The organism is Tenggerimyces flavus (genome assembly GCF_016907715.1).
Classification (GTDB): domain Bacteria; phylum Actinomycetota; class Actinomycetes; order Propionibacteriales; family Actinopolymorphaceae; genus Tenggerimyces; species Tenggerimyces flavus.
Map to the genome: position 1 here is coordinate 4,427,863 of NZ_JAFBCM010000001.1, position 25,122 is coordinate 4,452,984.

Annotated in this window: 26 protein-coding genes; 16 read left to right on the plus strand and 10 right to left on the minus strand. The window is 68.9% G+C overall.

Going from position 1 to position 25,122, the window contains the following annotated elements; all coding sequences use genetic code 11:
• Position 1: 1 nt before the first annotated feature.
• Positions 2 to 3,841 carry a GH92 family glycosyl hydrolase gene (locus JOD67_RS20680; RefSeq protein WP_205119239.1) on the minus strand — a complete coding sequence of 1,280 codons (3,840 nt, stop codon included), beginning with the start codon at positions 3,839 to 3,841 and terminating at the stop codon, positions 2 to 4.
• Between the two features lie 242 nt (positions 3,842 to 4,083).
• Here JOD67_RS20680 and JOD67_RS20685 point away from each other — a divergent pair, with 242 nt between their 5' ends.
• Positions 4,084 to 4,821 carry a GNAT family N-acetyltransferase gene (locus JOD67_RS20685; protein ID WP_205119240.1) on the plus strand — a complete coding sequence of 246 codons (738 nt, stop codon included), beginning with the start codon at positions 4,084 to 4,086 and terminating at the stop codon, positions 4,819 to 4,821.
• A 162-nt stretch (positions 4,822 to 4,983) separates the two neighbouring features.
• Positions 4,984 to 5,346, plus strand: a complete 363-nt coding sequence (locus JOD67_RS20690) for a VOC family protein (RefSeq protein ID WP_239553946.1) — start codon at positions 4,984 to 4,986, stop codon at positions 5,344 to 5,346.
• A gap of 18 nt (positions 5,347 to 5,364) precedes the next feature.
• Here the strand turns inward: JOD67_RS20690 and JOD67_RS20695 are convergent, their stop codons facing one another.
• The 3 genes from JOD67_RS20695 to JOD67_RS20705 all read right to left on the minus strand — a co-directional run bounded on the left by JOD67_RS20695 (position 5,365) and on the right by JOD67_RS20705 (position 7,461).
• Positions 5,365 to 5,565, minus strand: a complete 201-nt coding sequence (locus JOD67_RS20695) for a DUF6186 family protein (protein ID WP_205119241.1) — start codon at positions 5,563 to 5,565, stop codon at positions 5,365 to 5,367.
• Entirely contained in the window at positions 5,562 to 5,978 is a 417-nt protein-coding gene (locus JOD67_RS20700; protein WP_205119242.1) for a hypothetical protein, read from the minus strand. The genes JOD67_RS20695 and JOD67_RS20700 overlap by 4 nt, the downstream gene beginning before the upstream one ends.
• A 205-nt stretch (positions 5,979 to 6,183) precedes the next feature.
• A complete protein-coding gene (locus JOD67_RS20705) occupies positions 6,184 to 7,461 on the minus strand; it encodes a cytochrome P450 (protein ID WP_205119243.1) in 1,278 nt (425 codons plus the stop codon).
• Between the two features lie 34 nt (positions 7,462 to 7,495).
• Between JOD67_RS20705 and hisI the strand changes: the two genes are divergently transcribed.
• The 5 genes from hisI to JOD67_RS20730 are packed head-to-tail and all read left to right on the plus strand — an operon-like array spanning position 7,496 to position 10,596.
• Complete coding sequence (gene hisI / locus JOD67_RS20710; protein ID WP_205119244.1) at positions 7,496 to 7,867, plus strand: phosphoribosyl-AMP cyclohydrolase; 372 nt, start codon at positions 7,496 to 7,498, stop codon at positions 7,865 to 7,867.
• On the plus strand, positions 7,864 to 9,366 hold the full coding sequence (locus tag JOD67_RS20715) for an anthranilate synthase component I (RefSeq protein WP_205119245.1): 1,503 nt from the start codon (positions 7,864 to 7,866) through the stop codon (positions 9,364 to 9,366). The genes hisI and JOD67_RS20715 overlap by 4 nt, the downstream gene beginning before the upstream one ends.
• Complete coding sequence (locus JOD67_RS20720; protein WP_205119246.1) at positions 9,366 to 9,887, plus strand: Trp biosynthesis-associated membrane protein; 522 nt, start codon at positions 9,366 to 9,368, stop codon at positions 9,885 to 9,887. Before JOD67_RS20715 ends, JOD67_RS20720 begins: the two co-directional genes overlap by 1 nt.
• 50 nt (positions 9,888 to 9,937) lie before the next feature.
• Positions 9,938 to 10,180, plus strand: a complete 243-nt coding sequence (locus tag JOD67_RS20725; RefSeq protein ID WP_205119247.1) for an HGxxPAAW family protein — start codon at positions 9,938 to 9,940, stop codon at positions 10,178 to 10,180.
• Between the two features lie 5 nt (positions 10,181 to 10,185).
• Complete coding sequence (locus JOD67_RS20730) at positions 10,186 to 10,596, plus strand: hypothetical protein (protein ID WP_205119248.1); 411 nt, start codon at positions 10,186 to 10,188, stop codon at positions 10,594 to 10,596.
• On the opposite strand, the gene JOD67_RS20735 is transcribed toward JOD67_RS20730, so the two are convergent.
• Together JOD67_RS20735 and JOD67_RS20740 are read right to left on the minus strand one after the other, a co-directional pair.
• Complete coding sequence (locus tag JOD67_RS20735) at positions 10,593 to 11,297, minus strand: SDR family oxidoreductase (protein ID WP_205119249.1); 705 nt, start codon at positions 11,295 to 11,297, stop codon at positions 10,593 to 10,595. The genes JOD67_RS20730 and JOD67_RS20735 overlap by 4 nt on opposite strands.
• Positions 11,298 to 11,330: 33 nt before the next feature.
• On the minus strand, positions 11,331 to 11,933 hold the full coding sequence (locus tag JOD67_RS20740) for a hypothetical protein (RefSeq protein WP_307782478.1): 603 nt from the start codon (positions 11,931 to 11,933) through the stop codon (positions 11,331 to 11,333).
• Positions 11,934 to 12,216: 283 nt separating this feature from the next.
• Between JOD67_RS20740 and JOD67_RS20745 the strand changes: the two genes are divergently transcribed.
• Positions 12,217 to 13,545, plus strand: a complete 1,329-nt coding sequence (locus JOD67_RS20745; RefSeq protein ID WP_205119251.1) for a DUF222 domain-containing protein — start codon at positions 12,217 to 12,219, stop codon at positions 13,543 to 13,545.
• 8 nt (positions 13,546 to 13,553) lie between these two features.
• On the opposite strand, the gene JOD67_RS20750 is transcribed toward JOD67_RS20745, so the two are convergent.
• A complete protein-coding gene (locus JOD67_RS20750; protein WP_205119252.1) occupies positions 13,554 to 13,883 on the minus strand; it encodes a P-loop nucleotide/nucleoside kinase family protein in 330 nt (109 codons plus the stop codon).
• A gap of 90 nt (positions 13,884 to 13,973) precedes the next feature.
• Here JOD67_RS20750 and JOD67_RS20755 point away from each other — a divergent pair, with 90 nt between their 5' ends.
• The 4 genes from JOD67_RS20755 to JOD67_RS20770 all read left to right on the plus strand — a co-directional run bounded on the left by JOD67_RS20755 (position 13,974) and on the right by JOD67_RS20770 (position 18,406).
• Entirely contained in the window at positions 13,974 to 14,435 is a 462-nt protein-coding gene (locus JOD67_RS20755) for an Lrp/AsnC family transcriptional regulator (RefSeq protein WP_205119253.1), read from the plus strand.
• Between the two features lie 143 nt (positions 14,436 to 14,578).
• Positions 14,579 to 15,436 carry a dimethylargininase gene (gene ddaH / locus JOD67_RS20760; RefSeq protein ID WP_307782479.1) on the plus strand — a complete coding sequence of 286 codons (858 nt, stop codon included), beginning with the start codon at positions 14,579 to 14,581 and terminating at the stop codon, positions 15,434 to 15,436.
• A 17-nt stretch (positions 15,437 to 15,453) separates the two neighbouring features.
• Entirely contained in the window at positions 15,454 to 16,689 is a 1,236-nt protein-coding gene (gene rocD / locus JOD67_RS20765; RefSeq protein ID WP_205119254.1) for an ornithine--oxo-acid transaminase, read from the plus strand.
• A gap of 349 nt (positions 16,690 to 17,038) precedes the next feature.
• Positions 17,039 to 18,406: a serine hydrolase domain-containing protein gene (locus tag JOD67_RS20770; RefSeq protein ID WP_205119255.1), complete on the plus strand. Its 1,368-nt coding sequence runs from the start codon at positions 17,039 to 17,041 to the stop codon at positions 18,404 to 18,406.
• Here JOD67_RS20770 and JOD67_RS20775 read toward each other — a convergent pair.
• Genes JOD67_RS20775 through JOD67_RS20785 form a run of 3 tightly spaced genes read right to left on the minus strand, consistent with a single transcriptional unit; the run spans position 18,396 to position 21,264 of the window.
• Entirely contained in the window at positions 18,396 to 19,640 is a 1,245-nt protein-coding gene (locus JOD67_RS20775) for a hypothetical protein (RefSeq protein ID WP_205119256.1), read from the minus strand. The genes JOD67_RS20770 and JOD67_RS20775 overlap by 11 nt on opposite strands.
• The gene (locus tag JOD67_RS20780) at positions 19,640 to 20,659 is read right to left on the minus strand and encodes a Gfo/Idh/MocA family protein (protein WP_205119257.1); all 1,020 of its coding nucleotides are present in this window, start codon (positions 20,657 to 20,659) and stop codon (positions 19,640 to 19,642) included. Before JOD67_RS20780 ends, JOD67_RS20775 begins: the two co-directional genes overlap by 1 nt.
• 26 nt (positions 20,660 to 20,685) lie before the next feature.
• Positions 20,686 to 21,264, minus strand: a complete 579-nt coding sequence (locus JOD67_RS20785; RefSeq protein WP_205119258.1) for a DUF2752 domain-containing protein — start codon at positions 21,262 to 21,264, stop codon at positions 20,686 to 20,688.
• A 428-nt stretch (positions 21,265 to 21,692) separates the two neighbouring features.
• Here JOD67_RS20785 and JOD67_RS20790 point away from each other — a divergent pair, with 428 nt between their 5' ends.
• The 4 genes from JOD67_RS20790 (at position 21,693) to trpA (ending at position 25,112) form a co-directional block, all read left to right on the plus strand.
• Positions 21,693 to 22,121, plus strand: coding sequence for an RDD family protein (locus JOD67_RS20790; protein ID WP_205119259.1), 429 nt, complete (start codon positions 21,693 to 21,695; stop codon positions 22,119 to 22,121).
• 162 nt (positions 22,122 to 22,283) lie between these two features.
• Positions 22,284 to 23,102 (plus strand): indole-3-glycerol phosphate synthase TrpC, encoded by an 819-nt coding sequence (gene trpC / locus JOD67_RS20795; RefSeq protein WP_205119260.1) that lies wholly within the window; start codon positions 22,284 to 22,286, stop codon positions 23,100 to 23,102.
• The gene (gene trpB, locus JOD67_RS20800) at positions 23,095 to 24,318 is read left to right on the plus strand and encodes a tryptophan synthase subunit beta (RefSeq protein ID WP_205119261.1); all 1,224 of its coding nucleotides are present in this window, start codon (positions 23,095 to 23,097) and stop codon (positions 24,316 to 24,318) included. The genes trpC and trpB overlap by 8 nt, the downstream gene beginning before the upstream one ends.
• Complete coding sequence (trpA, locus tag JOD67_RS20805) at positions 24,315 to 25,112, plus strand: tryptophan synthase subunit alpha (protein ID WP_205119262.1); 798 nt, start codon at positions 24,315 to 24,317, stop codon at positions 25,110 to 25,112. Before trpB ends, trpA begins: the two co-directional genes overlap by 4 nt.
• The last annotated feature ends 10 nt before the right edge of the window (positions 25,113 to 25,122 follow it).

The following is a 25,122-nucleotide window of genomic DNA, read 5'->3' on the forward strand; positions in this document are numbered from 1 at the left end:
CCTACCGGGGCGGTACGGCCTTGGGCTTGCCCAGCAGCTCCACCTCGGCGAGCGTCGTGGTCGGAGTGCCGGAGTTCGCCGTCACGTCCAGTCGGTAGTGGGCATAGCGGCCGGGCTTGTCGATCTTGAACGCCCGCGTCTGCAACCGCCACGGGAACGTCTCGTTCGAACGCCGGTCCAGCACCGACCAGGTCGACCCGTCGTGCGAGCCCTTCAGCACCCAACTCTTCGGATCGCCCGCCGCCGACCCCGACGTCAATGTGTAGAACAGCGCCGAGTCGGCCGCCTGCAGTGAGTACTGCACCCACGCGGTCGCGTTCGGGAACGTCACGCGCGTCGCCGAGGAGTTGTCGAACAGCGGCGCCACGTTCACCCCTGTCGGCCCCGAAGCCGTCCCGCGCCCCACACCGGTGAGGTCGGCGAGGGGCCGCGCCGGCTGCGAGCCGGACGTCACCGACGGCGGCGCCGCGTCAGGCGCGGACGCCCACGTCGACGGCTTCGGCCCCAGATCGAAGTCGAGCACCGCCCCGTCGGCGAGCTGGTCGTGCGTCAGGTACGACTTGTTCCAGGCCTTCCCGTTCACCGAGAGGCCCTGGACGTAGACGTTCTTCGCGGAGTTCTTCGGCGCGTTGACGACGACCTTCTTGCCGTTCTGCAGGTGCACGGTCGCCTTGGTGAACAGCGGCGAGCCGATCGCGCACGTCGGGTTGCCCATCTGCAGCGGGTAGAACCCCAGGGCTCCGAAGAGCTGCCACGCCGACATCTCTCCGTTGTCCTCGTCGCCCGCGTAGCCCTGTCCGATCTCGCTGCCGAGATAGAGCCGCGACACCGCCTCGCGCGTCTTCGCCTGCGTCTTCCACGGTTGGCCGACGTAGTTGTACATCGAGATGATGTGGTGCGACGGCTGGTTGCTGTGCCCGTACTGGCCCATCCGGACGTCGCGCGCCTCGGTCATCTCGTGGATCACGCCGCCGTACTCGCCCGGGAACAGCCCGGTCTCCGGCGTCGAGAAGAACGTGTCCAACTTCTTGGCGAGTTTGTCCTTGCCACCATAGAGATTCGCGAGACCTTGGCCATCGTGTGGAACGGTGAACGCCATGTTCCACGCGTTGGTCTCGGTGTAGTCGCCGCCCCAGTCGCGCGGCTCGAACTCGGCCGGCGCGTGCCGCCAGGTGCCGTCGGCGTTGCGACCCTGGAAGAAGTCGATCCGCGGGTCGAACATGTGCACGTAGTTCTGCGAACGGTTGCGGAAGTACTCTGCTTCTTCCTTGTAGCGTTGACGGTTCGGGTCGTTCGGCTTGGCCTGCTCGTACAGCCGCTGCGCCATGTTCGCGATGCCGTAGTCGTTGAAGTAGCCCTCCAGCGCCCACGACATGCCCTCGCCGGTCGACGTCGGCGTGTAGCCGAGGAAGATCGAGCTCGACAGGCCCTTCCGGCCGACGTTGTCGTTCGGCGGCGCGACCGTCGCGTTGCGGATGGCCGCCGCGTACGTCGACGGCACGTCCAGGCCTGGTACGCCCTTGAGGTACGCGTCGGCGAACGCCACGTCGGACGAGGTGCCGGTCATCAGGTTCGCGTAGCCCGGAGACGACCAGCGTGCGACCCAGCCGCCCTCGCGGTACTGCTCGACGAAGCCGTCGACCATCTCGCCGGCTTCCTTCGGCGTCAGCAAGGCGTACGCCGGCCAGGTCGTCCGGTACGTGTCCCAGAAGCCATTGTTGACGAACACCTTGCCAGCAACGATCTTCGCGCCCGTCTGCGTCGGAGTGTCCGCGCCCGCCGGCGGCGACACCGGGCTGGCGTACTTGTAGACGGGGCTCGCCGCGGTGCCGGTGTTCTCGAAGCCGGAGTTGGGGTAGAGGAACAGTCGGTAGAGGTTCGAGTACAGCGTCGTCAGCTGGTCCGGCGTCGCGCCCTCGACCTCGATGATGCCGAGCTTCATCTCCCAGAGCGCCTGCGCGCGGTCGCGTACGGCTTCGAAGGTGTCGTTCGCCGCGATCTCCAGCTCGAGGTTCTTCTTCGCCTGCGCGACGCTGAGCAGCGAGGTCGCGATGCGCAGGTTGACCGTGCGGTCGGCGCCGGCGTCGAGCCGGACGTAGCCGGTGTTCGGCCGCCCGCTGCCGGGCAGCATGCCGCTCGCGGTGACAGGCGCGTCGAACGTCGCGTACACGAACATGCGCGTCGCGCCCGTTGACAAGCCGCTCTTGACATCGGAGTAGCCAGAGATCGCGCGGTTGGCCGCGTCGATCGTCAGACCGCCGTTGTTGTTGACGTTGTCGAAGATCAGGCTGCTGTCGGCGCCGGGGAACGTGAAGCGCATCAGCGCCGCGTGGTCGGTTGGCGCGATGTCGGTGCGGAGACCGTTCTCGAACGTCACGCCGTAGTGGTGCGGCTTCGCGATCTCGTTGCTGTGCTTGAACGGCAGTGCGCGGGCAGCCCGGCTCGGGTCCGGCGCGCCGGTGGCGACGGACGGCATCACCTGGAACGTCTGCCGGTCGCCCATCCACGGGCTCGGCTCGTGGCTGATTGCGAACGCCTGCAGGGTCGGCAGATTGTCCGCGTTGTTGGCCTTGTGGTACTCGTACAACCAGCTCTGCGAGCCGGCGTTCGTCATCGGCGTCCAGAAGTTGAAGCCGTGCGGAACGGCGGTCGCGGGGAAGTTGTTGCCGCGCGAGAAGCTGCCGGTCGACTGGGTGCCGCGCGTGGTGAGGGCATAGTCGCTCTTCTTCGCGAACGTCCTCGTCGGGGGCGCGTCGGTGATGGTGAGGTCGTCGACCCAGCCGCGGAAGACGCCGGTGCCCTGGGGATTGTCGTACGCCAGCAGGATCCGCTCGATGGTCTTGCCGGCCGCGACCGCGCCGATGTTCGAGACCTTGTGGTTCCACTGGTTGACGTAGACGGTCTTCGAATCCCCTTGCCCCGTGGGGCTGAGCGTCGCGCCATGATGGTCGGCGGCGTTCAGCTCGCTGAGGTACGTACCGTCGCTGAACGCCAGGTCCACCGCGGCGTACGTCGTGCGGTAGCTGAGGTCGCCGCCGGGCATCTCCGGGAACAGCAGGTAGGACAGCTCGGTCGTCGGGGTGACGGCGATGTCGACGTCGAACAGCCGGTTGTAGGAGTAGCCGCGGCCGGTCGTCTTGTGGCTGCCGGCGTACTCCAGCGCGCGCAGTCCGGTGTAGCCGACGCTGCCCTTCGCGGTCGGCGAGCTCTTCGGGCCCTTGCCGACGCGGGTGCGCATGTCGGACGGCGGCGGAGGAGTGGTGTCACCGTTCGACAACTGCAGCTCGGCGAGCTGCACGATGTCGGTGCCGCCGTTCCGGGTGATGTCGATGCGGTAGTAGAGGTACGCGGTGGTGTTGGTGAAGCGGTACTCCTTGGTCTGGAATCGTTCGGGGAATGCCTGGTCGGTCTGGGAGTCGAGCGTGGTCCACGTCGTTCCGTCCTGCGAGCCCTGCAGGCTCCAGTCCCGCGGATCGCGCTCGGGAGCGTCGTTCGCCGACGACAGCGCGTAGTGTACGACGGCAACGGGCTCGGTCAGCTTGAACGAGACCCAGCCGGTGCTGGCGAACACGAGCCACTTGCTGTTGACGTCACCGTCCGCGAGGTTCTCCTTGACCTCACCAGCCTCGGCGAACTCGCCGCTCGCCTTGATCTCGGTGACCTGCTCCATGATGTTGCCGGGGATGCCCGTACGGAACTGGCCGTCGACGCCGAGCGCCTTCTTGCTGCCGTCCGGCAGCTCCTCGACGCTGTCCACCCACGTGGGTTGAGTCTCGGAGGGCTCGAACGAGGTCGCGAACGTGGTGACCGAGGTGGCCGCATCAGCGGTGGGGAACGCCATGACCGATGAGACTGCCATGGCTGACACGAGTGCGGTGATCCAGACTGCCTTACCGGGTGACCTCATTGTCGAAACCCCTCCCCACTCGCGGCCTTGTGGGCCGAACGGCCTCACGAAAGCGTCAGCGGGGTGGTCACGTCAAGTATTGCTGAGCGTTCACAGTGTGAAGTCCGGCTCCGGCCAGCTCACCTTTGCTCAGTCATGGTTGCCTGGCTCGGTCAGCCGGATGACAGGATTTCGGCATGGCGCTGGGGTGCGTGACGGCGAGCACGCGGGCCGATCTGGACGAGGAAGCCTCTGCGGCCTTTCGGGAGCGGTGGCCGGAGTTCATCTTCCACGACCCGATCTCGCGCGCCTACGTCGATCGGGCGGAGCAGTACTTCCCGGAGTACCAGATCCTCGTCCTCGACGACGGCCGCGTCGCGGCCGGCGGGTGGGGCGTGCCGTTCGCGTACGACGGTCGCACCGACGACCTGCCCGACGGGTACGACGGTGCGCTGGTGCGCGCGATCGACGGCCACGAGGCGGGCACCCCACCGACGGCGTTCAGCTTCATGGCGGCAGCGGTCCACCGCGACTACGACAAGCGCGGACTCGCCGAGGAGGTGCTGAGGCACCTCACGAACCGCGCCCGCGACGCCGGTCTGACCGCCGTCTTCGCCCCGATCCGGCCCACCTGGAAGAGCCGGTACCCGACGGTCCCGATGGCGCGCTACGCCACCTGGCAGCGCACGGACGGGTTGAGCATCGACCCCTGGATCCGCACCCACCAGCGCATGGGTGCGCGCATCGTCGGCACGGCGCCCCGGTCGATGGTGATCACGGGGACCGTGGCCGAGTGGGAGACCTGGGCGGACCTGCCGTTCCCAGAGAGCGGCGACTACGTCGTACCGGAGGCGCTCAACCTGGTCCGCGTGGACCGCGAGAACGACTCGGTGGTCTACGAGGAGGAGAACCTCTGGGTCGAGCACCACCTCTGAACCCACCGTCCTGACGACGAGGTCAGCGGTCGGGTTCCTGTTCGAGCGCGACTTGCCGAACCGAGCTGAGGCTGCACCCGGACGGGAGCTCGGTGGGCTGTCGGTGGTGCGACTTATCGTCGGGGCCAACCGTTTTGCTCGACCAATGCTCGGAGGCAGTCGATGACCGAATCTGTCAGCCCTGTGGTGGCGCTCCAGAACGTCGTGCTGCATGTCTCGGACTGTGAGCGTGCTGCGGAGTTCTGGGGCCAAGCGTTGGGGTATGAGCTGCTTCAACTCGACGACGGCCTGGCTGTGCTGGCGTCGAAGGATGGCCGACGCCCTCGGCTCAACCTCGACGACGGTGACAGGTCCCATCTCGACCTGAACGTCACCAACAGCGCCGACCAGCGCGCAGCGGTCGAGCGGCTCATCGCGCTGGGTGCCAGCCCGGTCGACTGGGACCTCCCCGAGGACGCCACCCATGTCGTGCTCACCGATCCCGACGGCAATCACTTCTGCGTCGTGAACGATCAGAACGACTGAACGACGTCAGACCGCGGCTTAGCGGGCGAGGAAGTGCCAGCCGAGCCAGGCCCAGACGAGGACGAAGGCCAAGCGGGCTGGGCGGGTGCGGGTGAGGCGGGTGAAGGTCTCGCCCGCGGGGGCGAGGGCGCCGCGGCGGAGGTAGGGCAGGACGACGAGCACGACTGCAATCGTTCCCATCAGGATGAACACCACGACGGTCAGCGTGCGCAACGTCATCGCCCCACCAGCTTCCGCCCCACCCACAGCCACGCGAGCCAGCCGGCGAAGCGCACCGCGCGGTACTCCAGCAGCGGGTCGATCAGGGTGGACAACGTCGGATGTGCCGGGTTCGCGGCGTTCCAGGCCGACTGTCCGAAGAAGGCCCACGCCTCCCAGATCACCGCGACGACGAGCAGCAGCGCCCAGGCCAGCACCGCACGCCGGACGCGCGGCTCGCGCACCGGCTTCACCGGGACCGGCCGCAGCAGAGCCAGCACCAGGATGCCGACCGCCGGGAGTGCCACGGCCACCAGCGACGTCCAGTCGTGCGACGGCAGCCCCGACCCGATGTACGCCAACGCCACAGCGCCCGCGACGAAGACAGCCCGCGGCCACGTGATCACCCGGCGAGGCACCGGCTCCGACGTCACGACCTGCAGACTAGGCCGTGTCTGGCAAATAGCGCCGGTCATCGCGCTCCGCGCGATGGCGCGCGGCCCCAAGGAAATTCACAGAGCGCGCCCGGCTGGGCGTGGTGCAGGAGGAATTCATAGTTGGTCCTATGGGTGACGAACTGGACCGCGGCCAGGCGGGATGCGAGGTGTCGCGCGGCAGGCGATCTTTGGCAGACACGGCCTACGAGTCGCCGCCGACGGACTGCACCCTGACCCGGACGCCGCCGCGCGGGCGCATCGCCGCGTACGACACCGGCCGCACCTCCTGCGGCTCCGGAACGAGCACGGTCCGGCGCAGCAGAGCGGCGAGAATCACCTGCAGCTCGGTCATCGCGAACGTCGCCCCGATGCACCGATGCGGGCCGCCGCCGAACGGCAGGAACTCGTGCGGCGCCGACTTCCGGTACCCAGCGGCAGCGGGGTCCCACCGCGAAGGGTCGTACGGCACCGGGTCTGGCCAGATCTCCGCGAGCCGGTGCGTCACGTACGGGCTGATCAGCACCAACGTCCCCGCGCGGACGAGCTGGCCGTCGAGCTCGAAGTCGGCAGCCGCGTACCGTGCCGACAGCGCCGCCGGCGGATGCAGGCGCAGCGCCTCGGAGACCAGGTGCGCGATCGGCGGCACGTCGTACGGCAGTCCCGCGGCGTCGTCCCACAGCCCCGGGTTGCGCACGACCTCGGCGACGAGCCACGCCATCGCCGCGCTCGTGGTCTCGTAGCCCGCCGCGATCAGGCTGATCACCTGGTCCCGGATCTCCTCGTCACTCAGCCCGGAGCCGTCCTCGTCGACAGCCTCGATCAGCGTGGACAGAACGTCGGATGCGGCGGAGGAGGGATGCGAACGGCGGTACTCGATCTCCTCATAGACCCGCGCGTCCACCTCCGCCTTCGCCGCCAGCGACCGGCGCCAGGACGGCAGGCCCAAGCGCTCGGTGAACGCGCGCTGCACGGGCGACTGGTCGAGCAGCGCGAGAACGACCTGCAGCCGCTGCCCGAGATAGACCTCGTCGGCAGCGAGCCGGGAGCCGAAGAGCAGTTCGATCGTGCCGCGCCGGATGGTCCGCCGGAGCTCGTCGTACACGTTGATCACCGAGCCGGGCCGCCACGCGGAGATCGTGAGGTCGGCGTTCCGGTGGAACGTGTCCACGTACGAGGCGATCTGCCGGCCGTGGAAAGCGGGCTGCACCAGCCGCCGCCGGCGCTTGTGCTCAGGTCCGTCGGACACGATCAGCGCCGTCTCGCCGTCGACCGGAACGAGGAACTCGAACGCCTCCCGCCACCGGAACAGGTCGGAGTTCGCGAACACGAACTGGTTCGCCTCCGGCCCCAGCAGGTACGTGTAGCGGAACGGCCCGCCGCCCACCTCGACCACGGGTCCGTGCCGCCGGTAGAGCCCGATCAGCCCGTCGTACGGCCGCCGCGCCAGCTCGATATAGGACCCCAGGGTCGCCCTCGTCACCGCACCATCATGTCCGGCGGGGAGAATGGGTGACATGCCCATCACGAAGAGCGGGCTCGACCCGGCCATCGCGGCGCGCCTGAAGCGCGACGCGAACGGCCTCGTCGTGGCCGTGGTCCAGCAGTACGACAGCGGAGAAGTCCTCATGGTCGGTTGGATGGACGACGAGGCACTCCATCGCACGCTGACCACCGGGCGCTCGACGTTCTGGAGCCGGAGCCGGCAGGACTACTGGGTGAAGGGCGAAACCTCGGGCAACCGGCAATGGGTGAAGGACGTTCGCCTCGACTGCGACGGCGACACGCTGTTGGTCAAGGTCGACCAGGAAGGTCCGGCCTGCCACACCGGCGACCGCACCTGCTTCGACGCCGACGATCTCTCGGCCGTGATGGGGAGCGCGTCATGAGCCCGCTCGGTCAGATCACGCCGACGCTGGAGGAGTTCCGCGAGTTCGCCCGCGACCGGCGGGTGATCCCGGTGACGCGCCGGCTGCTCGCGGACGGCGAGACGCCGCTCGGCGTGTACGCGAAGCTGGCGCGCGACGAGCCGGGCACGTTCCTGTTCGAGTCGGCCGAGCACGGCGTCTGGGGGCGGTCCTCGTTCATCGGCGTACGGTCCGAAGCCACGCTGACCGAACGCGACGGCGTCGCGCACTGGCTGGGGACGCCGCCGGTCGGGCTCCCCTCGGGCGGCGACCCCTTGCAGGCTGTCAAGGAGACCTTGGCGCGGCTGCACACGCCGCGCTTCCCGGACCTGCCGCCGCTGACCGGTGGACTGGTCGGGTACATCGGGTACGACGCCGTCCGGAGGCTGGAACGCCTTCCCACCAAGGCGGTTGACGATCTCAAGGTGCCCGAGTTGTCGATGATGCTCGCGAGCGACCTCGCGGTCGTCGACCACGTCGACGGCACCGTGCTGCTGATCGCGAACGCGATCAACTGGGACGACTCCGACGAGCGCGTCGACGAGGCGTACGCCGACGCGGTGTCGCGGCTCGACGTGATGGCGAAAGCGCTGGCGATGCCGACGCCGTCGTCGGTGGTGACCGCCGATCTGTCGGCTCCGCTGGAGTACGACCGGTGCCGTTCGATGGAGCAGCACATGGAGGCGGTCGAGAAGGCCAAGGAGGAGATCCGCGCGGGCGAGGCGTTCCAGATCGTCGTCTCGCAGCGGTTCGAGCGGCGTACGACGGCGAAGGCGTTCGACGTCTATCGCGTACTGCGGCTGTCGAACCCGTCGCCGTACATGTATCTGCTGCGGTACGACGACTTCGACATCGTCGGCTGCAGTCCGGAGGCGCTCGTCACGGTGACGGGGGAGCGCGCGATGACCCACCCGATCGCTGGGACGCGGCCGCGCGGGGCGACGCCGGAGCGGGACCACGAGCTCGAGGTGGAGCTGCTCGGCGACGAGAAGGAGCGCGCCGAGCACCTGATGCTCGTCGACCTCGGGCGCAACGACCTCGGCCGGGTCTGCCAGCCGGGGTCGGTGGAGGTCATCGACTTCATGACCGTGCGCCGGTACAGCCACGTGATGCACCTGGAGTCGACGGTCGTCGGCAAGCTGGCGCCGGAGTGGACGGCGTTCGACGCGCTTTGTGCCTGCTTCCCGGCGGGAACGTTGTCGGGGGCGCCGAAGCCGCGGGCGATGGAGATCATCGAGGCGCTCGAGCCGACCCGGCGGGGCTTGTACGGCGGGGTCGTGGGGTACGCGGACTTCGCCGGCGACCTGGACGCGGCGATCGCCATTCGTACGGCGTTGCTACGGGACGGGGTGGCGTACGTGCAGGCGGGCGGTGGGATCGTGGCGGACTCCGACCCGGAGGCGGAGGACGAGGAGACCCGGAACAAGGCCGCCGCGGCGTTGCGGGCGATCACGGTGGCCGAGACGTTCGTGGAGCAGTGATGGCGCCCCGCCGCGAGCTGCTCGTCGGGATCGGGCTCGTCCTCGTCGGCTCGGCGCTCGCGCTGCTCGCATCGACGCAGGTGTGGCTGAGCGCGGGAGTGCCGGTGCAGGGTGCGACGGGCCGCACGATGTCGTCGGGCGCCTTCGCGCTCGCCCTCGTGGGGCTGGCCGGACTCGTGGCGGTGTTCGCGACTCGCGGTGTCGCTCGACGGGTCGTCGGCGTCCTCGTGGTCCTGGCGGGCGCGGGATTGGTGTGGATGAGTGTGTGGGGCTGGGGCTGGGTGGCGGTCGACACCGATCCTGGCATCGCCGCGGACCCGCAGCCCTGGGGGCCGACGGCCTGGCCGTGGGTGTCCGTCGCGGGTGGGGTGCTGGTGCTCCTGGGCGGGCTGCTCACCGTTCTGCGCGGCGGGCGGTGGCCGGGGATGTCGTCGCGTTATGACCGCCCTTCCAGCCAGACTCGTTCGGGCGAGGACGACACGTGGCGCGCCCTTGATCGGGGTGAGGACCCGACGGTGTGAGTCGTGGTCCAGAATGTCTTGCGTAGCGTTCGCGTGGAGGAAGGTCACCGATGGCGAATAGTCACCACGGTCACAGCCCGGCGGCCTGGACCGGTGTGATCATCATGCTGGTCGCGTCCGTGGTCATCGGGCTCGGCTTCGTCCTGGAACTGCTCTGGCTGATCGTCGCCGGCGCGGTGCTGTTCGTGCTCGGCGCCGTCGCCATCGGCGTGATGTCGTCGATGGGCCTCGGCTCGGCACGTACGCCGTCGCACGACCCAGCCGAGCTCCGCGAGCGGGTGGAGAACGCCTGACCGGCATGACCGGCACCCCACAGCCACCGGGCGTCCCGGTGACGATCCACGCGTCGAACGGCGTCCAGATCCGCTGGTCGTCGTGCCCGATCATGGTCGACTTCGACAACGACCTGCGCTTCCAGCTGCGGTCGGACGCCGTGAACGAGGTCACGGTGCCGCCCGGCCGGTACCGCGCGAAGCTGTACTCGCTGTACTTCGGCATCAAGGTCGGCAAGGCCGAGATCGACGTCGACACCTCGTCCTGGGCGCCGGTGACGTTCTCGTACGCGGCCCCGTACACGATCTACAGCCGCGGCGCCGCCGGCTACGGCGAACTGAAACGCCCCGGCGGCCGCGGCATCCTCGTCATCATCGGCATCGCGGTCGCGGTCCCGCTGCTCGTCGTCGCGATCACCCTCCTGACCACGCGCTAACGAGGCGAGCCGACCGGCCGCACGATCATCGTGTTGACGTCGACGCCGGCCGGTTGCTCGATCGCCCAGACGATCGACGCGGCGAGCTGGTCGGCCGTCAGCCGGGTCCGGTCCGGCGGTGGTCCGCCGACGGGTGCGAAGAAGTCCGTCTCGACCATGCCGGGGGAGACGAGCGTGACGCCGATGCCGTCGTTCGTCACCATCAGCCGGGTGTTCTCGGCCAGGCCGGTGACCGCCCACTTGGTCGCGCCGTAGATGTTGCCGGCCGTGTTGAGGTGCCCGGCGACGCTCCCGACGAAGACGATGCGGCCCTTGCTCTCGCGCAGCGCGGGCAACGCTGCCTTCACCAGCAGGGCTGGCCCGAGGACGTTGGTGAGGACCATGTGCCGCCAGCCCTCCGAGTCGCCGTCGTCCAGCCCGTCGTGGGTGGCGTACCCGGCGTTCGCGACCGCGTTGTCGAGCCGCCCGAAGCGGTCTGTGGTGGCCGCGACGACGCCCCGGACATCGTTCCAGTCCGAGGCGTCGCCGGCGTACGTGAACAGGTCGTCAGCTGAGTCGAGCGCCTTCGCTGCGCTCGCGAGGCGGTCCACGTTCCTGGCGAAGAGAACGACGCGCTGCCCATTTGCGAGCAACTGTCGCGCGGCCGCCAGGCCGATGCCGCTGGAGCCTCCGGTGATCAGGGTGACTGGGGATTCGGTCATCGGGTGACCGTAGGTTCTGGAGCGCGCTCCAGGTCAAGCGGTGATGCCGCCGACGAGGACCGCACCGGCGAGGTACGGCGCGAAGTGGTCCTCGACGTCGTTGGCGATCTCTTCTGCGTCCCTCGTTCCGCTCACCTCGAGAACGCGGATCCCGTATGCCCGTGCCTCGGCGACGACGTCCTCGGCGACCAGGCGGTCGCGGGCGAGGCGGTTGTGCTGACCGAGCTCGGGATCGCTGAGTCCGAGCTTCAGCTCGCCAGCGCGGGGGAGATTCTTCAACTGGTGCTGGCGAAACTCCTCCGATGGCACCATCACGAGCATCCGCCGCCGGTCGTCCACGATGGGCGCGACGAGCTCGGGACGGAGTGCCCAGCCCTCGGCGAGGATCGGGCGGCCGGAGACGAGGGCGCGGAGGTCGTCGAGCACCCAGTCGAAGCCGCGTTGGAAACCGGTGAGCACGCTGGCCGCCATCTCTTCCGGCGTGCTGCGTACCCAGTGCTGTTCGGGGTCGAAGTCGTGCGGCTGCTCGCCGTTCCGCACCTGTCCGGCGAGCTTGCGGTCCTGATGCCCGTGCGCGTTCGCGAAGTCGCAGTGATACGCGGTGATCCCGTGCCGCCGGGCGAGAATGCGAGCCACCGTGGACTTTCCCGCCCACTGCGCGCCGCTGAGCCAGAGAACATTGCCAATCGTGCCAAGTGGATCCCACACCATAGTGACCGAGTGTCCGGTGTGCGGGAGGGAAGATCAAGTCTTGTTTTCCCCTTATAGACATGGCAAATTGGACAGTGCTCCCCTCCAGGAAGCCGGGATCCCACACCTCGGCAGTCTGAGGCGACGCCGGCGGCCGGAATCTGTTTCGGCGCGAGATAGCCCTTGTTTTGTTGGGCATTGACGTGATTCATGCTGTAGAATCAACAGCATGTTCGACACTCTGACCTCGCCCGAGGCGCCGCAGTTGGCGGCGGTGTGTGGGAAGGATCGCGCGGACTGCAGCGGTGCCGAGTTGGAGGATCGGCTGCGGGCGCGGAAGCGGTTCATGGCGTGGTTGGACTCGGAGTCGTTGGCTGATGTGGAGGCATTGGCGCACACCGCGCCAGGCCCGGACGACGGGCCGCCGCGACGGACGGAGCGGTGGGATCCGTTCATCGGAGACGTCGTCGCCGCGACGTTGTCGTGGACTCGGTACGCGGGGGAGACGTTCGCGGGTTTGGCGGCGCAGCTGATCGACTTGCCGGGGACGCGGGCGGCGTTGGCTTCGGGGCGGATCGACTTGGCGAAGGCGAAGGTTCTGGCTGCCGGGGTGGCGGTGTTGGCGGATCCGTTGGATCGGCAGAAGGTCGAGAACGCCGTACTGGGGCGGGCGGAGACGCGTACGACCGGGTGGTTGCGTGCCGAGGTGGCGTCGCAGGTGGTGCGGATCAATCCCGACGCTGCTCGGGAGCGGCACGAGCGGCGGGTCGCGGATCGGGGTGTGGACTTCTTCCCGGACGAGGACTCGACGGCGACGATCCGGGTGTACGGGTTGCCGGTGGATGAGGTGGCTGAGGCGGAGGCGTATCTGCGGTCGTGTGTGGACACGCGGAAGGCGATGGGCGATGAACGGAGCCGCCCACAGTTGCGTGCCGACCTCGCCTCGGCGATGCTGCGTGGCAAGCCCCTCGACGAAGCCACCACCGCCACCACCGTCAGCCCGCTCACCGAGGTTCCCGACGTCACGGTCGAGGGGCGGCGGCGGAACGGCCCGAAGCTGGTGTTGACCGCGCCGATCACCACCCTGCTGGACCTGGGCACCCGGCCGGCGACGCTCGCCGGGTACGGGCCGGTGATCACCGAGATCGCACGCCAACTGACCGGCAAGCTCGCCGGTGACCCCGACGCGACCGCCTGCTGGGCCGCCACCGACCCGGTCACCGGGCAGGTCGTGCACACCGGTCGGGTCTCCACCCGCTACTTCCGTGGACTGCTCGACGAGCACGTCAAGATCCGCGACGGCAGCTGCCGGTTCCCGAACTGCCGGCACCCGGCCATGGTCTGCCGCGGAGACCACACCACCAACCACGCCGACAACGGCCCGACCTGCGCCTGCAACGCCGGAGCCCTCTGCGCCCACCACGACCAGGTCAAACAGTCCGGCACCTGGACCATGCGCCAGCCCGAGCCCGGCCACTTCGAGTGGACCGACCCCCACGGGACCGACTACATCGTCGAACCAGCTCAACTCACCGACCCGGACCCGCCACCGTTCTGAGCGGTCGTCTATGCCCGGACCGTGGCGGCCAGTGCCGCGACGTCGACCGGTCGCGTGGTGTCGACGCGGATCACCGGCCCGAGTCCGAGCGGTTCGCCATGGGCGACCATCGCAGCCCACTCGTCGGTGGTCATCAGCGCGCCGTGGATCGGATGAACGGACGGCCAGCGCTCGACGTACCGCTGCCACGCCACCTCCGGCGGCACGTCACACCACACCTCGACCGGCCATCCGACGCCCGCCCGTGCCAACCCGGCAGCCACGAGCGAACGAACGTCGGTGCGCCAGGAGCTCTCCAGCACCGCGCCGGAGGGAGCGTGCGCGAGCAGCGCCCACATCGTCTCCGACGCCGCCGCGCCTGGGCGCGGACGCCGTCACCAACACCGCCAATCCCATGCTCGGCAGCCTCGCAGGTGCATGATCGGTTCATGCGCCTGGATCCGCTGGACGAACGCATCGTCGCCTGTCTGCTCGACGACGGGCGGGCCAGCTTCGCCGAGATCGGGGCGAAGGTCGGCCTGTCCGCGCCCGCGGTCAAGCGCCGCGTCGACAAGCTGAGGCAGAACGGCGCGATCACCGGCTTCACCGCCAAGGTCGACCCGAGAGCGCTTGGCTGGACCACCGAGGCGTACGTCGAGCTCTATTGCCAGGGCAAGACCTCCCCGACCACGATCAAGGCCGGCGTCGCCAAGTTCCCCGAGGTCGTCACCGCGTACACCGTGACCGGCGACGCCGACGCGATCGTGCACCTGCTGGCGGCCGACATGAAGCACTTCGAGAGCGTCCTCGAGCGCATCGGCGCCGAACCGTACGTGATCCGGACGAAGAGCGTCCTCGTGCTCTCCCAGTTGCTGGACAGACCCGGCTACGCCTCGCCGGCTGAGAGCTAGGTCACAGACGCAACGATTCGCCGCGAGGTACCGTTCTCGCGCAACGAATGCGCCCTGGAACGCATGATCGCCGCATTGGATCCATCGTCTCCGCTCTCTACTCTTCGAAGTAACGAGAGTCCCCTCGAGCTCCTGGAGGAGATGTGTCCACCCAAGCGAGAACGAACGTCGCCCCGAGCGCCCCGCGCATCGGTTCGCGGCGCCACTACTTGATGTGCCGACCGACGTACTTCACCGTCGAGTACGCGATCAACCCGTGGATGCATCCCGAGGACCCCGCCGACGCCGGCAAGGCGATCGCGCAGTGGGAGAACCTCCGCCGCACCTACCTCGAGCTCGGCCACGAGGTCAGCCTGATCGACCCGGTCGACGGACTCCCCGACATGGTCTTCGCCGCGAACGGAGCCACCGTCGTCGACGGCAAGGTGTTCGGTGCGCGGTTCCGGTACGCCGAGCGCGCTGCCGAGGGTGAGGCGTATCTCGCCTGGTTCAAGGAGAACGCCGACAAGCTCGGCGTCACCGACCTGGTCATGCCGACCGCGACCGTCGAGGGCGAGGGCGACCTGCTCACGATCGGCGACAAGATGCTGGCGGGAACGGGCTTCCGGACAGACGTCGCCGCGCACGCCGAGCTGGCCGCGTTCCTCGACCGCGAGGTTGTCACGCTGCACCTCGTCGACCCGCGCTTCTACCACCTCGACACCGCGCTGTCCGTGCTCGACAGCGACAACGTCGCGTACTACCCGAAGGCGTTTGCCCCACAGAGCTTGGACGTTCTGCGTCGGCTGTTCCCGGACGCCGTTCTCGCCTCCGATGACGACGCCGTCGTGCTCGGCCTGAACGCGGTCTCCGACGGACGCCGCGTCGTGCTGCCGGAGCAGGCGACCGGCCTCATCGGCCAGCTCACCGAGCGCGGGTACGAGCCCGTTCCGGTCGACCTGTCCGAGCTGCGCAAGGCCGGCGGCGGCCCGAAGTGCTGCACCTTGGAGATCCGTTCCTAAGACACGAGGGAGTCGCCATGACCGCACTGCACGAGTCCCTTGCCGAGCACCACATCGAGCTGGCGGAACGGTACGCGGCGCACAACTACCACCCGCTGCCCGTCGTCGTCTCCGCCGCTGACGGCGCATGGGTCACCGACGTCGATGGGCGTCGTTACCTCGACTGCCTCGCGGGCTACTCGGCGCTGAACTTCGGCCACCGCCACCCGAAGATCCTCGCCGCCGCACACTCGCAACTGGATCGGCTGACGTTGACGTCGCGGGCGTTCCACCACGACCAGTTCGGCCCGTTCATGCAGGAGCTGGCCGCGTTGGCCGCGCCGGCGCTGGCCTCGGACGAGGTCATGGTGCTGCCGATGAACACCGGCGCCGAGGCGGTCGAGACCGGGCTGAAGCTCGCGCGCAAGTGGGGGTACGAGGTCAAGGGCGTGCCGGACGGCGAGGCGACGATCATCGTCATGTCGGGGAACTTCCACGGCCGGACGACGACCATCGTGAGCTTCTCCGACGACCCGGACGCCCGGGATTCGTACGGTCCGTACACGCCGGGCTTCAAGATCGTTCCGTACGGCGACTCAGCCGCACTGGCCGCGGCGATGGACGCGACGACGGTCGCGGTGCTGATCGAGCCGATCCAGGGCGAGGCCGGAGTCCTCGTGCCGCCCGCGGAGTACCTGGCCGACGTGCGGCGGCTGTGCAGTGAACATGGGGCGTTGTTCATCGCCGACGAGATCCAGTCGGGCCTGGGCCGTACGGGTCGGACGTTCGCCTGCGAACACTTCGGCGTGAAGCCCGACCTGATGCTGCTGGGTAAGGCCCTGGGCGGCGGCGTCGTGCCGGTGTCGGCGGTCGTGGGCTCGCCGGACGTGCTGGGCGTGGTGAAGCCGGGCCAGCACGGCTCGACCTTCGGCGGCAACCCCCTGGCCTGCGCGGTCGGGCTGTCGGTCGTACGGTTGCTGGCCGACGGCACGTACCAGGCGAGGGCCCGCGAACTGGGCGCCCTGATGCACGGCCGGCTGCAGTCACTCGTAGGCCGCGGGTTGCATGGAGTGCGCGGAGTAGGCCTCTGGGCAGGCATCGACATCGACCCAGCATTGGGAACGGGCCGCGAAGTCTGCGCGGCCTTGGCAGAACGAGGAGTGCTGGCCAAGGACACCCACGGCTCAACGATCAGACTGGCCCCACCGCTGGTCATCGAGCCAGCAGACCTCGACTGGGCAATCGACCAGCTCGTGGCGGTGCTTGCGCGATAGCTCCACAGCCGACCTCAACACGGCAACAAACCCCAGCAAGAAGGAACCTCCCCCGGGACACTGTTTCCGGGGGTGGACCGGCCACCACCATCGACCGCCGCAACAGCCCCGATGAGCTGCTTACCCAAGCAGGGCTGGGTAAAGCAACAGGAAGAGCAGGAGAGCAGCCGCCCCCAAGGGGGCGACGGTGAAGGGGATGGGTTGTCGGCCAACTGAGCCGGATCGCTGGGCCAGATGCCTCGAGCGGTGGGGCTGGGCGGAGTGGCAGGGGAGCGCAGTCCGAAGCGGCGGGATGGCCGAGACCGTCATCCCCACCCTCGATCCAGGTGCCGCGACGTAGGTTGGCGGCATGGTCGTCGATCTTCCGCGCAGCGCGCCCGAGGCGCAGGGCGTTGACTCCGAGCTCCTCCTCGACCTCGTCACCAAGCTCGACGAGAACGAGCAGGAGCTCCACAGCCTCATGATCCTCAGGCACGGGCACGTGCTGGCCGAGGGATGGTGGGCGCCGTACTCGGCGGAGCGCAGGCACGAGCTCTACTCGCTCTCCAAGAGTTTCACCTCCATGGGCGTCGGCTACCTCGTCGCCGACGGCAAGGTCAGCCTGGACGACAAGATCGTCGACTACTTCCCCGAGCATCTCCCCGAGCAGACGAGCGACAACCTCAAGGCGATGCGGGTACGCGACCTGCTCACGATGACGACCGGCCACGTCGGTGAGCCGGTCATGCTCCGCGGCCGCGAGGACAGCTGGCTGAAGGCGTTCTTCGACCACCCCGTCGACAAGGCGCCCGGTACGCACTTCCTCTACAACACCGCCGCCACGTACGTCTGCTCCGCGCTCGTCCAGCACATCACCGGCAGCACGCTGCTCGACTTCCTCACCCCGCGCCTGTTCGACAAGATCGGCGCCACCGAGGCGGACTGGCCGACCTCGCCCGAGGGCGTCACGCTCGGCGGGTTCGGGCTCAGCCTCACCACCGAGAGCATCGCGAAGTTCGGCAGCCTCCTCATCGCGAACGACGGAAGCGTCCTGCCCCAGGACTGGGTCACCCAGGCCACCAGCAAGCAGGTCCCGAACGACAACCAGGACAACCCCGACTGGAAGCAGGGCTACGGCTTCCAGTTCTGGATGGCCCGGCGCGGCTACCGCGGCGACGGCGCGTTCGGCCAGTACTGCATCGTGCTGCCCGACCTCGACATCGTCATCGCCGCGACCTCGGCCACGTTCGACATGCAGGCGGTCCTCAACGCGATCTGGGAAGCACTCCCGGACCAGCTACCGAACGAGCCGCTCCCGCCGAACGAGGCCACCACCGGCAAGCTGCGCGACAAGCTGACCAGGCTCGAGCTGACGCCGCCCACCGGCGACGGTCAGGTGACCCAAGCCGGAACGTACGAGTTCGACGAAACCCTCAACGGCCTTGCCACGTTGACGATCGGCGACACCGTCGGGGCCGAGGTCCACTTCAAGGGCGACCGATTCGCCGTCACAGCTACCCCTGACAAGTGGACCGGCGACGAGGTCGTCGCCAGCTATGCCTGGCGGGACGGCGCGCTCGTGCTCACCGTACGGTTCCTCGAGACGCCGTACCGCGCCACGTACACGTGCCGCATCGACGGAGACGGCGACAGCATCCACGTCGACTACGACCTCAACGTCGTGATCGGACAGCTCCAGGAGCACACCGAACAGGAAGGGCGACGCGTCAAGCCGTGAGCCGAACGGGCGTCCCGGCGGGCACGTCGACGACCTGAACGGACCCGTTGCCGAAGCGCGCCTCCCACCGCAGCGGCACCGAGGACGTCAGCGTCGAGGCGACCTCGCCGTCATGCCGGATCGACACCACCGCGTCCCTCACCGGCACGTCCGAAGCCGAGACCCACGCGTCGTCAGGAATGTGCGCCCGCGTGACCACGCCGTCGTCGCGCGGCTCGAGGCCCGTCAGCCCGACGACCAGCCCAGCCACCACGACGTAGGAGATCTCCGGATAGTCCGACCGCGTGTCGGCGAGATATCGCAACCAGTGCAGGCCTTCCGCGTCGAACCCCGCGCCGAGGAACACCTCCGGCAGGTAGCTCGCCGACTCCACGAACCGCGGGGGAGTGTCGCGTACGAAGTCCATCAGCTGGGCGACGTGCGAAGCCAACCGCGAAGGCTCCAACGGCATCCGCTTCACCATCGGGAACCACGACGCCTCCGACGAGAAGCCTCTCGCGCGGCCGCCGTCCTTCGTCAGCCCCACGATATAGTGCTCGGCCTCGGCATCCCACCAGCGCGACTCGAACAGCGCCAGTACCCGATCCGCCTCAGCGGCCGCCCGCGCGGACCCGAGAACGTCAGCAAGAGAACGCATCGCCGCCCACTGCGAAGCCACCCCGTCGGCCGCGATCTGCAAGTCGGGCAGGCCAGCATGCTCGTTGTACGTCGGACTCCCGGCGAAGATGTCGGCGGTCTGCAACTCGCCCGCGAGGCCCAGACCTTGGACGTCGTGCAACGCGACGAAGTCGAAGAGATGCTCGAAGTACGAGGCGAAGGCGGGATCGGTGGCGTACCGGACGTCACCCGTCCACCGGTAGAGGGACAGCGCCTTCTCCGCGATCTCGAAAGCCGCCGGCGTCTCGCGGACGAACGACTCGTCGGACCTGTAGTCCAGCTCCGCCGGAGTGCCGTCGAACAGGAACGCCCACAACGGGTAGTACTTGCGAGCAGCAGTAGCCGAGGCCGCGAAGTGCCGCAGCATCACGAAGTTCTCCTCATCCAGGCCGAGCAGATGAGCGCCCAGCGCCTGGTGCGCGACGTCGCGCGAGTAGAACATCGGCCGGTCGACCATACCGGCCCAGTAGCTCGGCAGCACCCCAGGCGAGCCGGTCTGCACCCACGCCAGCGCCCGGTCCCGCGCCCAGGCGAACGCCTCGTCGAGCCCCTCCAGCGAACTGGCGAAGGCGACCATCAGACGGCCGCCACCCGTTCCCGCGAGCCGGAAGCCGCCGACCTCCGTACGGCGTCGGTGAACTCCATGTACCGCAACGCCGTCGGAACGTCCGTCAACCGCACGGCGTTCTCACCGCGGATCGCCCCGACGAACTCCTGCTCGACCTGCCACTCGGCCACCTCCTCGGGAAGCGGCGTGACGACCTCCGGCGAGACCCCTTGGCGGTGCAACGTCAGCCGCCGCGCGTCGAGATCCACATGCAGCGTCCCCGACGAGCCGTACAGCCACGCGCCGTTGCCCTCGCCGAAGCGCGCGTGCGGGCTCAGGTCCAACGTCAGCTGAGCCCCACCCGGCAACGACGCCGTGATCGACACCAGGTCCGGAACGTCCGCGGGTCCGTCCGGGCCGCCCGGGTCGATGATCTGCTCCGCCGCCTGCACCCAGGTGGCGTGGCCGAACCAGCGCGCCAGAGCCTCGTACAGGATCCCCAACGACATCACGTTGTTGCCCGACAACCGCCGGTCCCGCCGCCACTGCTGCCGCAGCGCCACGTCGCCCGAACCGCCGCCGGAGAACACCCGCACCAGCCGCAGCGACCCGAGAGCGCCCTCGACGAGCAGCCGCCGTACGCAGGCATCGGCCCACAACGACATCGGCGACGGCACCACCATCGTGGTCAGATCCGGCCGCGCGAGCGAAGCCGCGAGCATCTCCCGACCCTCGACGGCGTCCATCGCCAGCCGAGCCTGCGTGAGCACGTGCTTCCCCGCGTCCAACGAGGCAAGGAAGACCGGCTTGTGCAGGTACGGCCAGGTGCCGATCAGCACCGCGTCGATCGACGGATCTGCCACCAGCTCGCGCCAGGACCCGAGCGCCCGGGCGAAGCCGAACTCCTCCCGTGCCCGCTCGCTCGATGTCAACGACGAGTTGACAACCGCCTCGAGCTGAACGCCAGGTACCTTCGCGAATCCCGGCGCGTGCCGGTCCCGGAAGATCGCGCCCGCTCCGACCACACCGATACGTACGACAGCAGTCATGGCTGACTGCCTACCAGATCGGATCCTCAGACGTACAGCGCCGAAAACGGCGCGAACGGCAGGTTGCGCACCACCATGAACGTGATCGCGAGCACGATGATCGCCGGATACACCAGCCGCTGGACTCGCGCCGGCAGCTTGGGCCGCCACAACCGGACCAGCCCGAACCGCTCCAGCACCCACGACAACCAGAGGTAGGAGAGGACGACCGAACCGACCAGCACCGGAGCGTTGAAGTGCAGAGCCGCGCCGACGTCGCCCCGCAGCAGCGCTGCCATCATGCGCGTCGTCCCGCATGCCGGGCAGTCCAGACCGGTCGTCGCCCGCAGGATGCACGGGATGCCGACCTCGCCGGAGGTCAGGTTGAGGACCGCGCCGAGGCAGATTCCGCCGAACCCGAGGACGGTGAGTCCGGCCAGCGTGTGGTCTGGCGGCAGTTTCCGCGCCACGCTGTGATCGGCCAGCGCCGGGGAGCGATCTTTCGGCACGTTGTCCACAGTAATCGATACCAAACGCGCGGGTAGGGCGGCGAGTTCTTCCGCGCGGTCCGGCTCGTCGAGGAAGCCCAACGAGGACGCCGGATGCCGCACGACAGGCGGTCGCATGCGGCGTAACTGAGCGAGCCGGATCCGCGCAATGTGGCTATTGTTTGCGCGACTCGCCGGGAGGGGACGTGTCCGGAAGGTCCGGTCATCGTTAGCCTTCGCGACACTTGCCTGATCAAGGAGGAAGTGCAGTGAGTACGCCGACACCGCCCCCGGGTTCCGACCCGCAGGGGCCCGGGCAGCCGGATCAGCCCTACGGGCAGCAGCCTCCCGGGCAAAGCCAGCCGCCCGGCCAGCCCGGTCGGTATGGCCAGCCGTCCTACGGTCAGCCAGGCCAGCCAGGTCAACCGCCAGCCGGAGCTCAGGGGCAGCCCGGGGCTTATGGCCAGCCAGGTCCGCCTCCCCAGTACGGAGAGGCCCAGCAGAACCCCTACGGCCAGCAGACGCCGTACGGTCAGGCGCCGCCGTCCGCCGGCCCTTCGCCGGACATGCTCGCCAGCTGGATCCAGCGAGTCGGTGCCTACCTCATCGACTACCTCGTGGGCAACATCCCGTTGACCATCGGGTACTTCATCTACGTCCCCTCGATGATGTCGGCGGGAACGACGGGCGCTCCGCCGTCGGGTGGCGCGCAGATCGCGTTCTACCTGCTGGCGCTCGTGTCGCTGGGCATCAACATCTGGAACCGCTGGTTCAAGCAGGGCACCACGGGCCAGTCGATCGGCAAGCAGGTGCTCGGGCTCAAGCTGCTCCGCGAGGCCGACGGTCAGCCGATCGGTCCGCTGATGGCGTTCGTCCGGGACATCTGCCACATCCTCGACGGCATCTGCTTCATCGGTTACCTGTTCCCGCTGTGGGACGCCAAGCGGCAGACGTTCGCTGACAAGATCATCTCCACGCTGGTCGTCAAGGCCTAACAACCGCACGACCTTCAGGCAGGGCCCCGTGAACGCTCACGGGGCCCTGTTGCATGGACAGGACAAGAAGAGCCGGTGTCGGGGGCGTCTCGGCGCGTCGTTACGCTGGGGCACGTTCGAACCGGGGGCAGCCCGACGGCAGCGCAGGAAGGGATCTACCGCGTGAGCGTGCTCGACGAGATTCTCGAAGGCGTTCGCGCCGATCTTGCCGAACGGCAGTCGCGTGTCTCGATCGACGACCTCAAGGCGCTGGTACGACAGCAGGACTACGCGCTGGACCCGATGCCGAAACTCCGCGACGACGGAGTGGCTGTCATCGCCGAGGTGAAGCGGTCGAGCCCCAGCAAGGGAGCGCTCGCCGCGATCGCCGATCCCGCCGCACTGGCCTCCGACTACGCCGCCGGCGGTGCCGCCGTCATCAGCGTGCTGACCGAGGGCCGTCGTTTCGGCGGCAGCCTCGAGGACCTGCGCGCGGTGCGCAACGCGGTCGATGTCCCAGTGCTGCGCAAGGACTTCATCGTCACCAGCTACCAGCTCTGGGAAGCCAGGGCGTACGGCGCCGACCTCGCGCTGCTGCTCGTCGTGGCGCTCGAGCAGGAGGCGCTGATCTCGCTCATCGAGCGGGCCGAGTCGATCGGCCTTACCCCGTTGGTCGAGTGCCACAAGGAAGACGAGGTCCACCGCGCGATCGAGGCCGGCGCGAAGCTGATCGGCATCAACGCGCGCGACCTCACCACGCTCGAGGTCGACCGCGGCGCGTTCGCCCGGCTCGCCCCGCTCGTTCCGGACGAGATCGTCACGATCGCCGAGTCCGGCATCCGCGGCCCGCACGACGTGATCGAGTACGCCCGAGCCGGCGCCGACGCCGTGCTCGTGGGCGAGAGCCTCGTGACGGGCAAGGACCCGCGGGCGGCCGTCGCCGACCTGGTCGCCGCCGGCGCCCACCCCGCACTCAGGCACGACACGCGCCACCATGACTGATCCGACTGATCTGCTGGGCAAATCCGCTGGCCCGGACGCGACCGGCCACTTCGGACGTTTCGGCGGGCGCTTCATGCCCGAGGCACTGATCGCCGCGCTCGACGAGCTGACGCTCGCGTACACGCAGTCCAAGCAGGACGCCGAGTTCCAGGCCGAGTTCCACCGGATGCTCCGCGACTACGCGGGTACGCCGAGCATGCTGTACGAGGCTCGCCGTCTCTCCGAGGTCGCCGGCGCGCGCATCCTGCTCAAGCGCGAGGACCTCAACCACACCGGCGCGCACAAGATCCGCAACGTGCTCGGACAAGCCCTGCTCGCCGCGAAGATGGGCAAGAAGCGCATCATCGCCGAGACCGGCGCGGGCCAGCACGGCGTCGCCACCGCGACCGCCTGCGCGTACCTCGACCTCGAATGCGTCGTCTACATGGGCGAGGAGGACACCCGCCGGCAGGCGCTCAACGTCGCCCGCATGAAGATGCTCGGCGCCGAGGTCATCCCCGTGCACTCCGGCAGCAAGACGCTGAAGGACGCGATCAACGAGGCCCTGCGCGACTGGGTCGCTTCGGTCGACTACACGCACTATCTGTTGGGCACCGCCGCCGGCGCGCACCCGTTCCCGGCGATGGTCCGCGACTTCTGCCGCGGCATCGGCGACGAGGCCCGCGCCCAGGTGCTCGAGCTCGACGGCAAGCTGCCCGACGCGGTCACCGCGTGCGTCGGTGGCGGCTCGAACGCGATCGGCCTGTTCGCGGCGTTCGTCCCGGACGAGGGCGTCCGCATCGTCGGGTACGAGGCCGGCGGGGACGGTGTCGAGACCGGCCGCACCGCCGCCACGATCACGCTCGGCCGAGTCGGCGTGCTGCACGGCGCGCGGACGTACCTCATGCAGGACGACGAAGGCCAGACGATCGAGAGCCATTCGATCTCGGCGGGGCTCGACTATCCCGGCGTCGGACCCGAGCACGCGTACCTCGCCGAGACGAAGCGGGCGACGTATGAGCCGGTGACCGACGCTGAGGCGATGGACGCGTTCCAGCTGCTCGCCCGCACCGAGGGCATCCTCCCCGCGATCGAGTCAGCGCACGCGGTCGCCGGCACGCTGCGCCTCGCCAAGGAGCTGGGACCGGACGCGACGATCATCGTCTGCCTGTCCGGGCGCGGCGACAAGGACGCGGACACGGCGGCGACGTACTTCGGCCTGTTGGAGCAGTCGTGAGCGTGACCCCGGTCTTCGAGAAGGCCAAGGCGGAGAACCGGGGCGTGCTGGTCGGCTGCCTGCCGGTCGGCTTCCCGTCGTACGACGGCGGTCTGCGGGCGCTCCGCGCGATGATCGAGAACGGCGTCGACATCGTCGAGCTCGAGTTCCCCTACTCCGACCCGACGATGGACGGTCCGGTCATCCAGCGGGCCTCGGAGATCGCGCTGCGCAACGGCACCCGCTCGGCGGACGTGCTGCGGATGACCGAGGAGATCACGTCGGCCGGCGCGTGCACGGTGCTGATGACGTACTGGAACCCGATCGAGCGGTACGGCGTGTCCCGGTTCGCGAACGACTTCGCGGCGGCCGGCGGCTCGGCACTGATCACCCCGGACCTGATCCCCGACGAGGCGTCGGAGTGGATCGCCGCGTCCGACGAGGCGGGCCTGGACCGGGTGTTCCTGGTGGCCCCCTCGACGACGGACGAGCGGCTGCGGATGACCGCGGACGCGTCCCGCGGGTTCCTCTACGCGACGTCGGTGATGGGCGTGACGGGCGCGCGGACCTCGACCAGTGCCGCGGCTCCCCAGCTGGCCGCCCGGGTGCGCGCGGTCTCGACGATCCCGGTGGGGGTCGGCGTGGGCGTGTCGAACGGCGAGCAGGCCGCCGAGGTGGCCTCGTACGCCGATGCGGTGATCGTGGGCTCGGCGTTCGTACGCCTGCTGCTCGACACCGACGAGGCGTCCGGCGTGGCGGCGGTGGGGGAGTTGGCCCGCGATCTGGCCGCTGGCGTGCGCAAACGTTCTCGCTGACCCTGTTGCT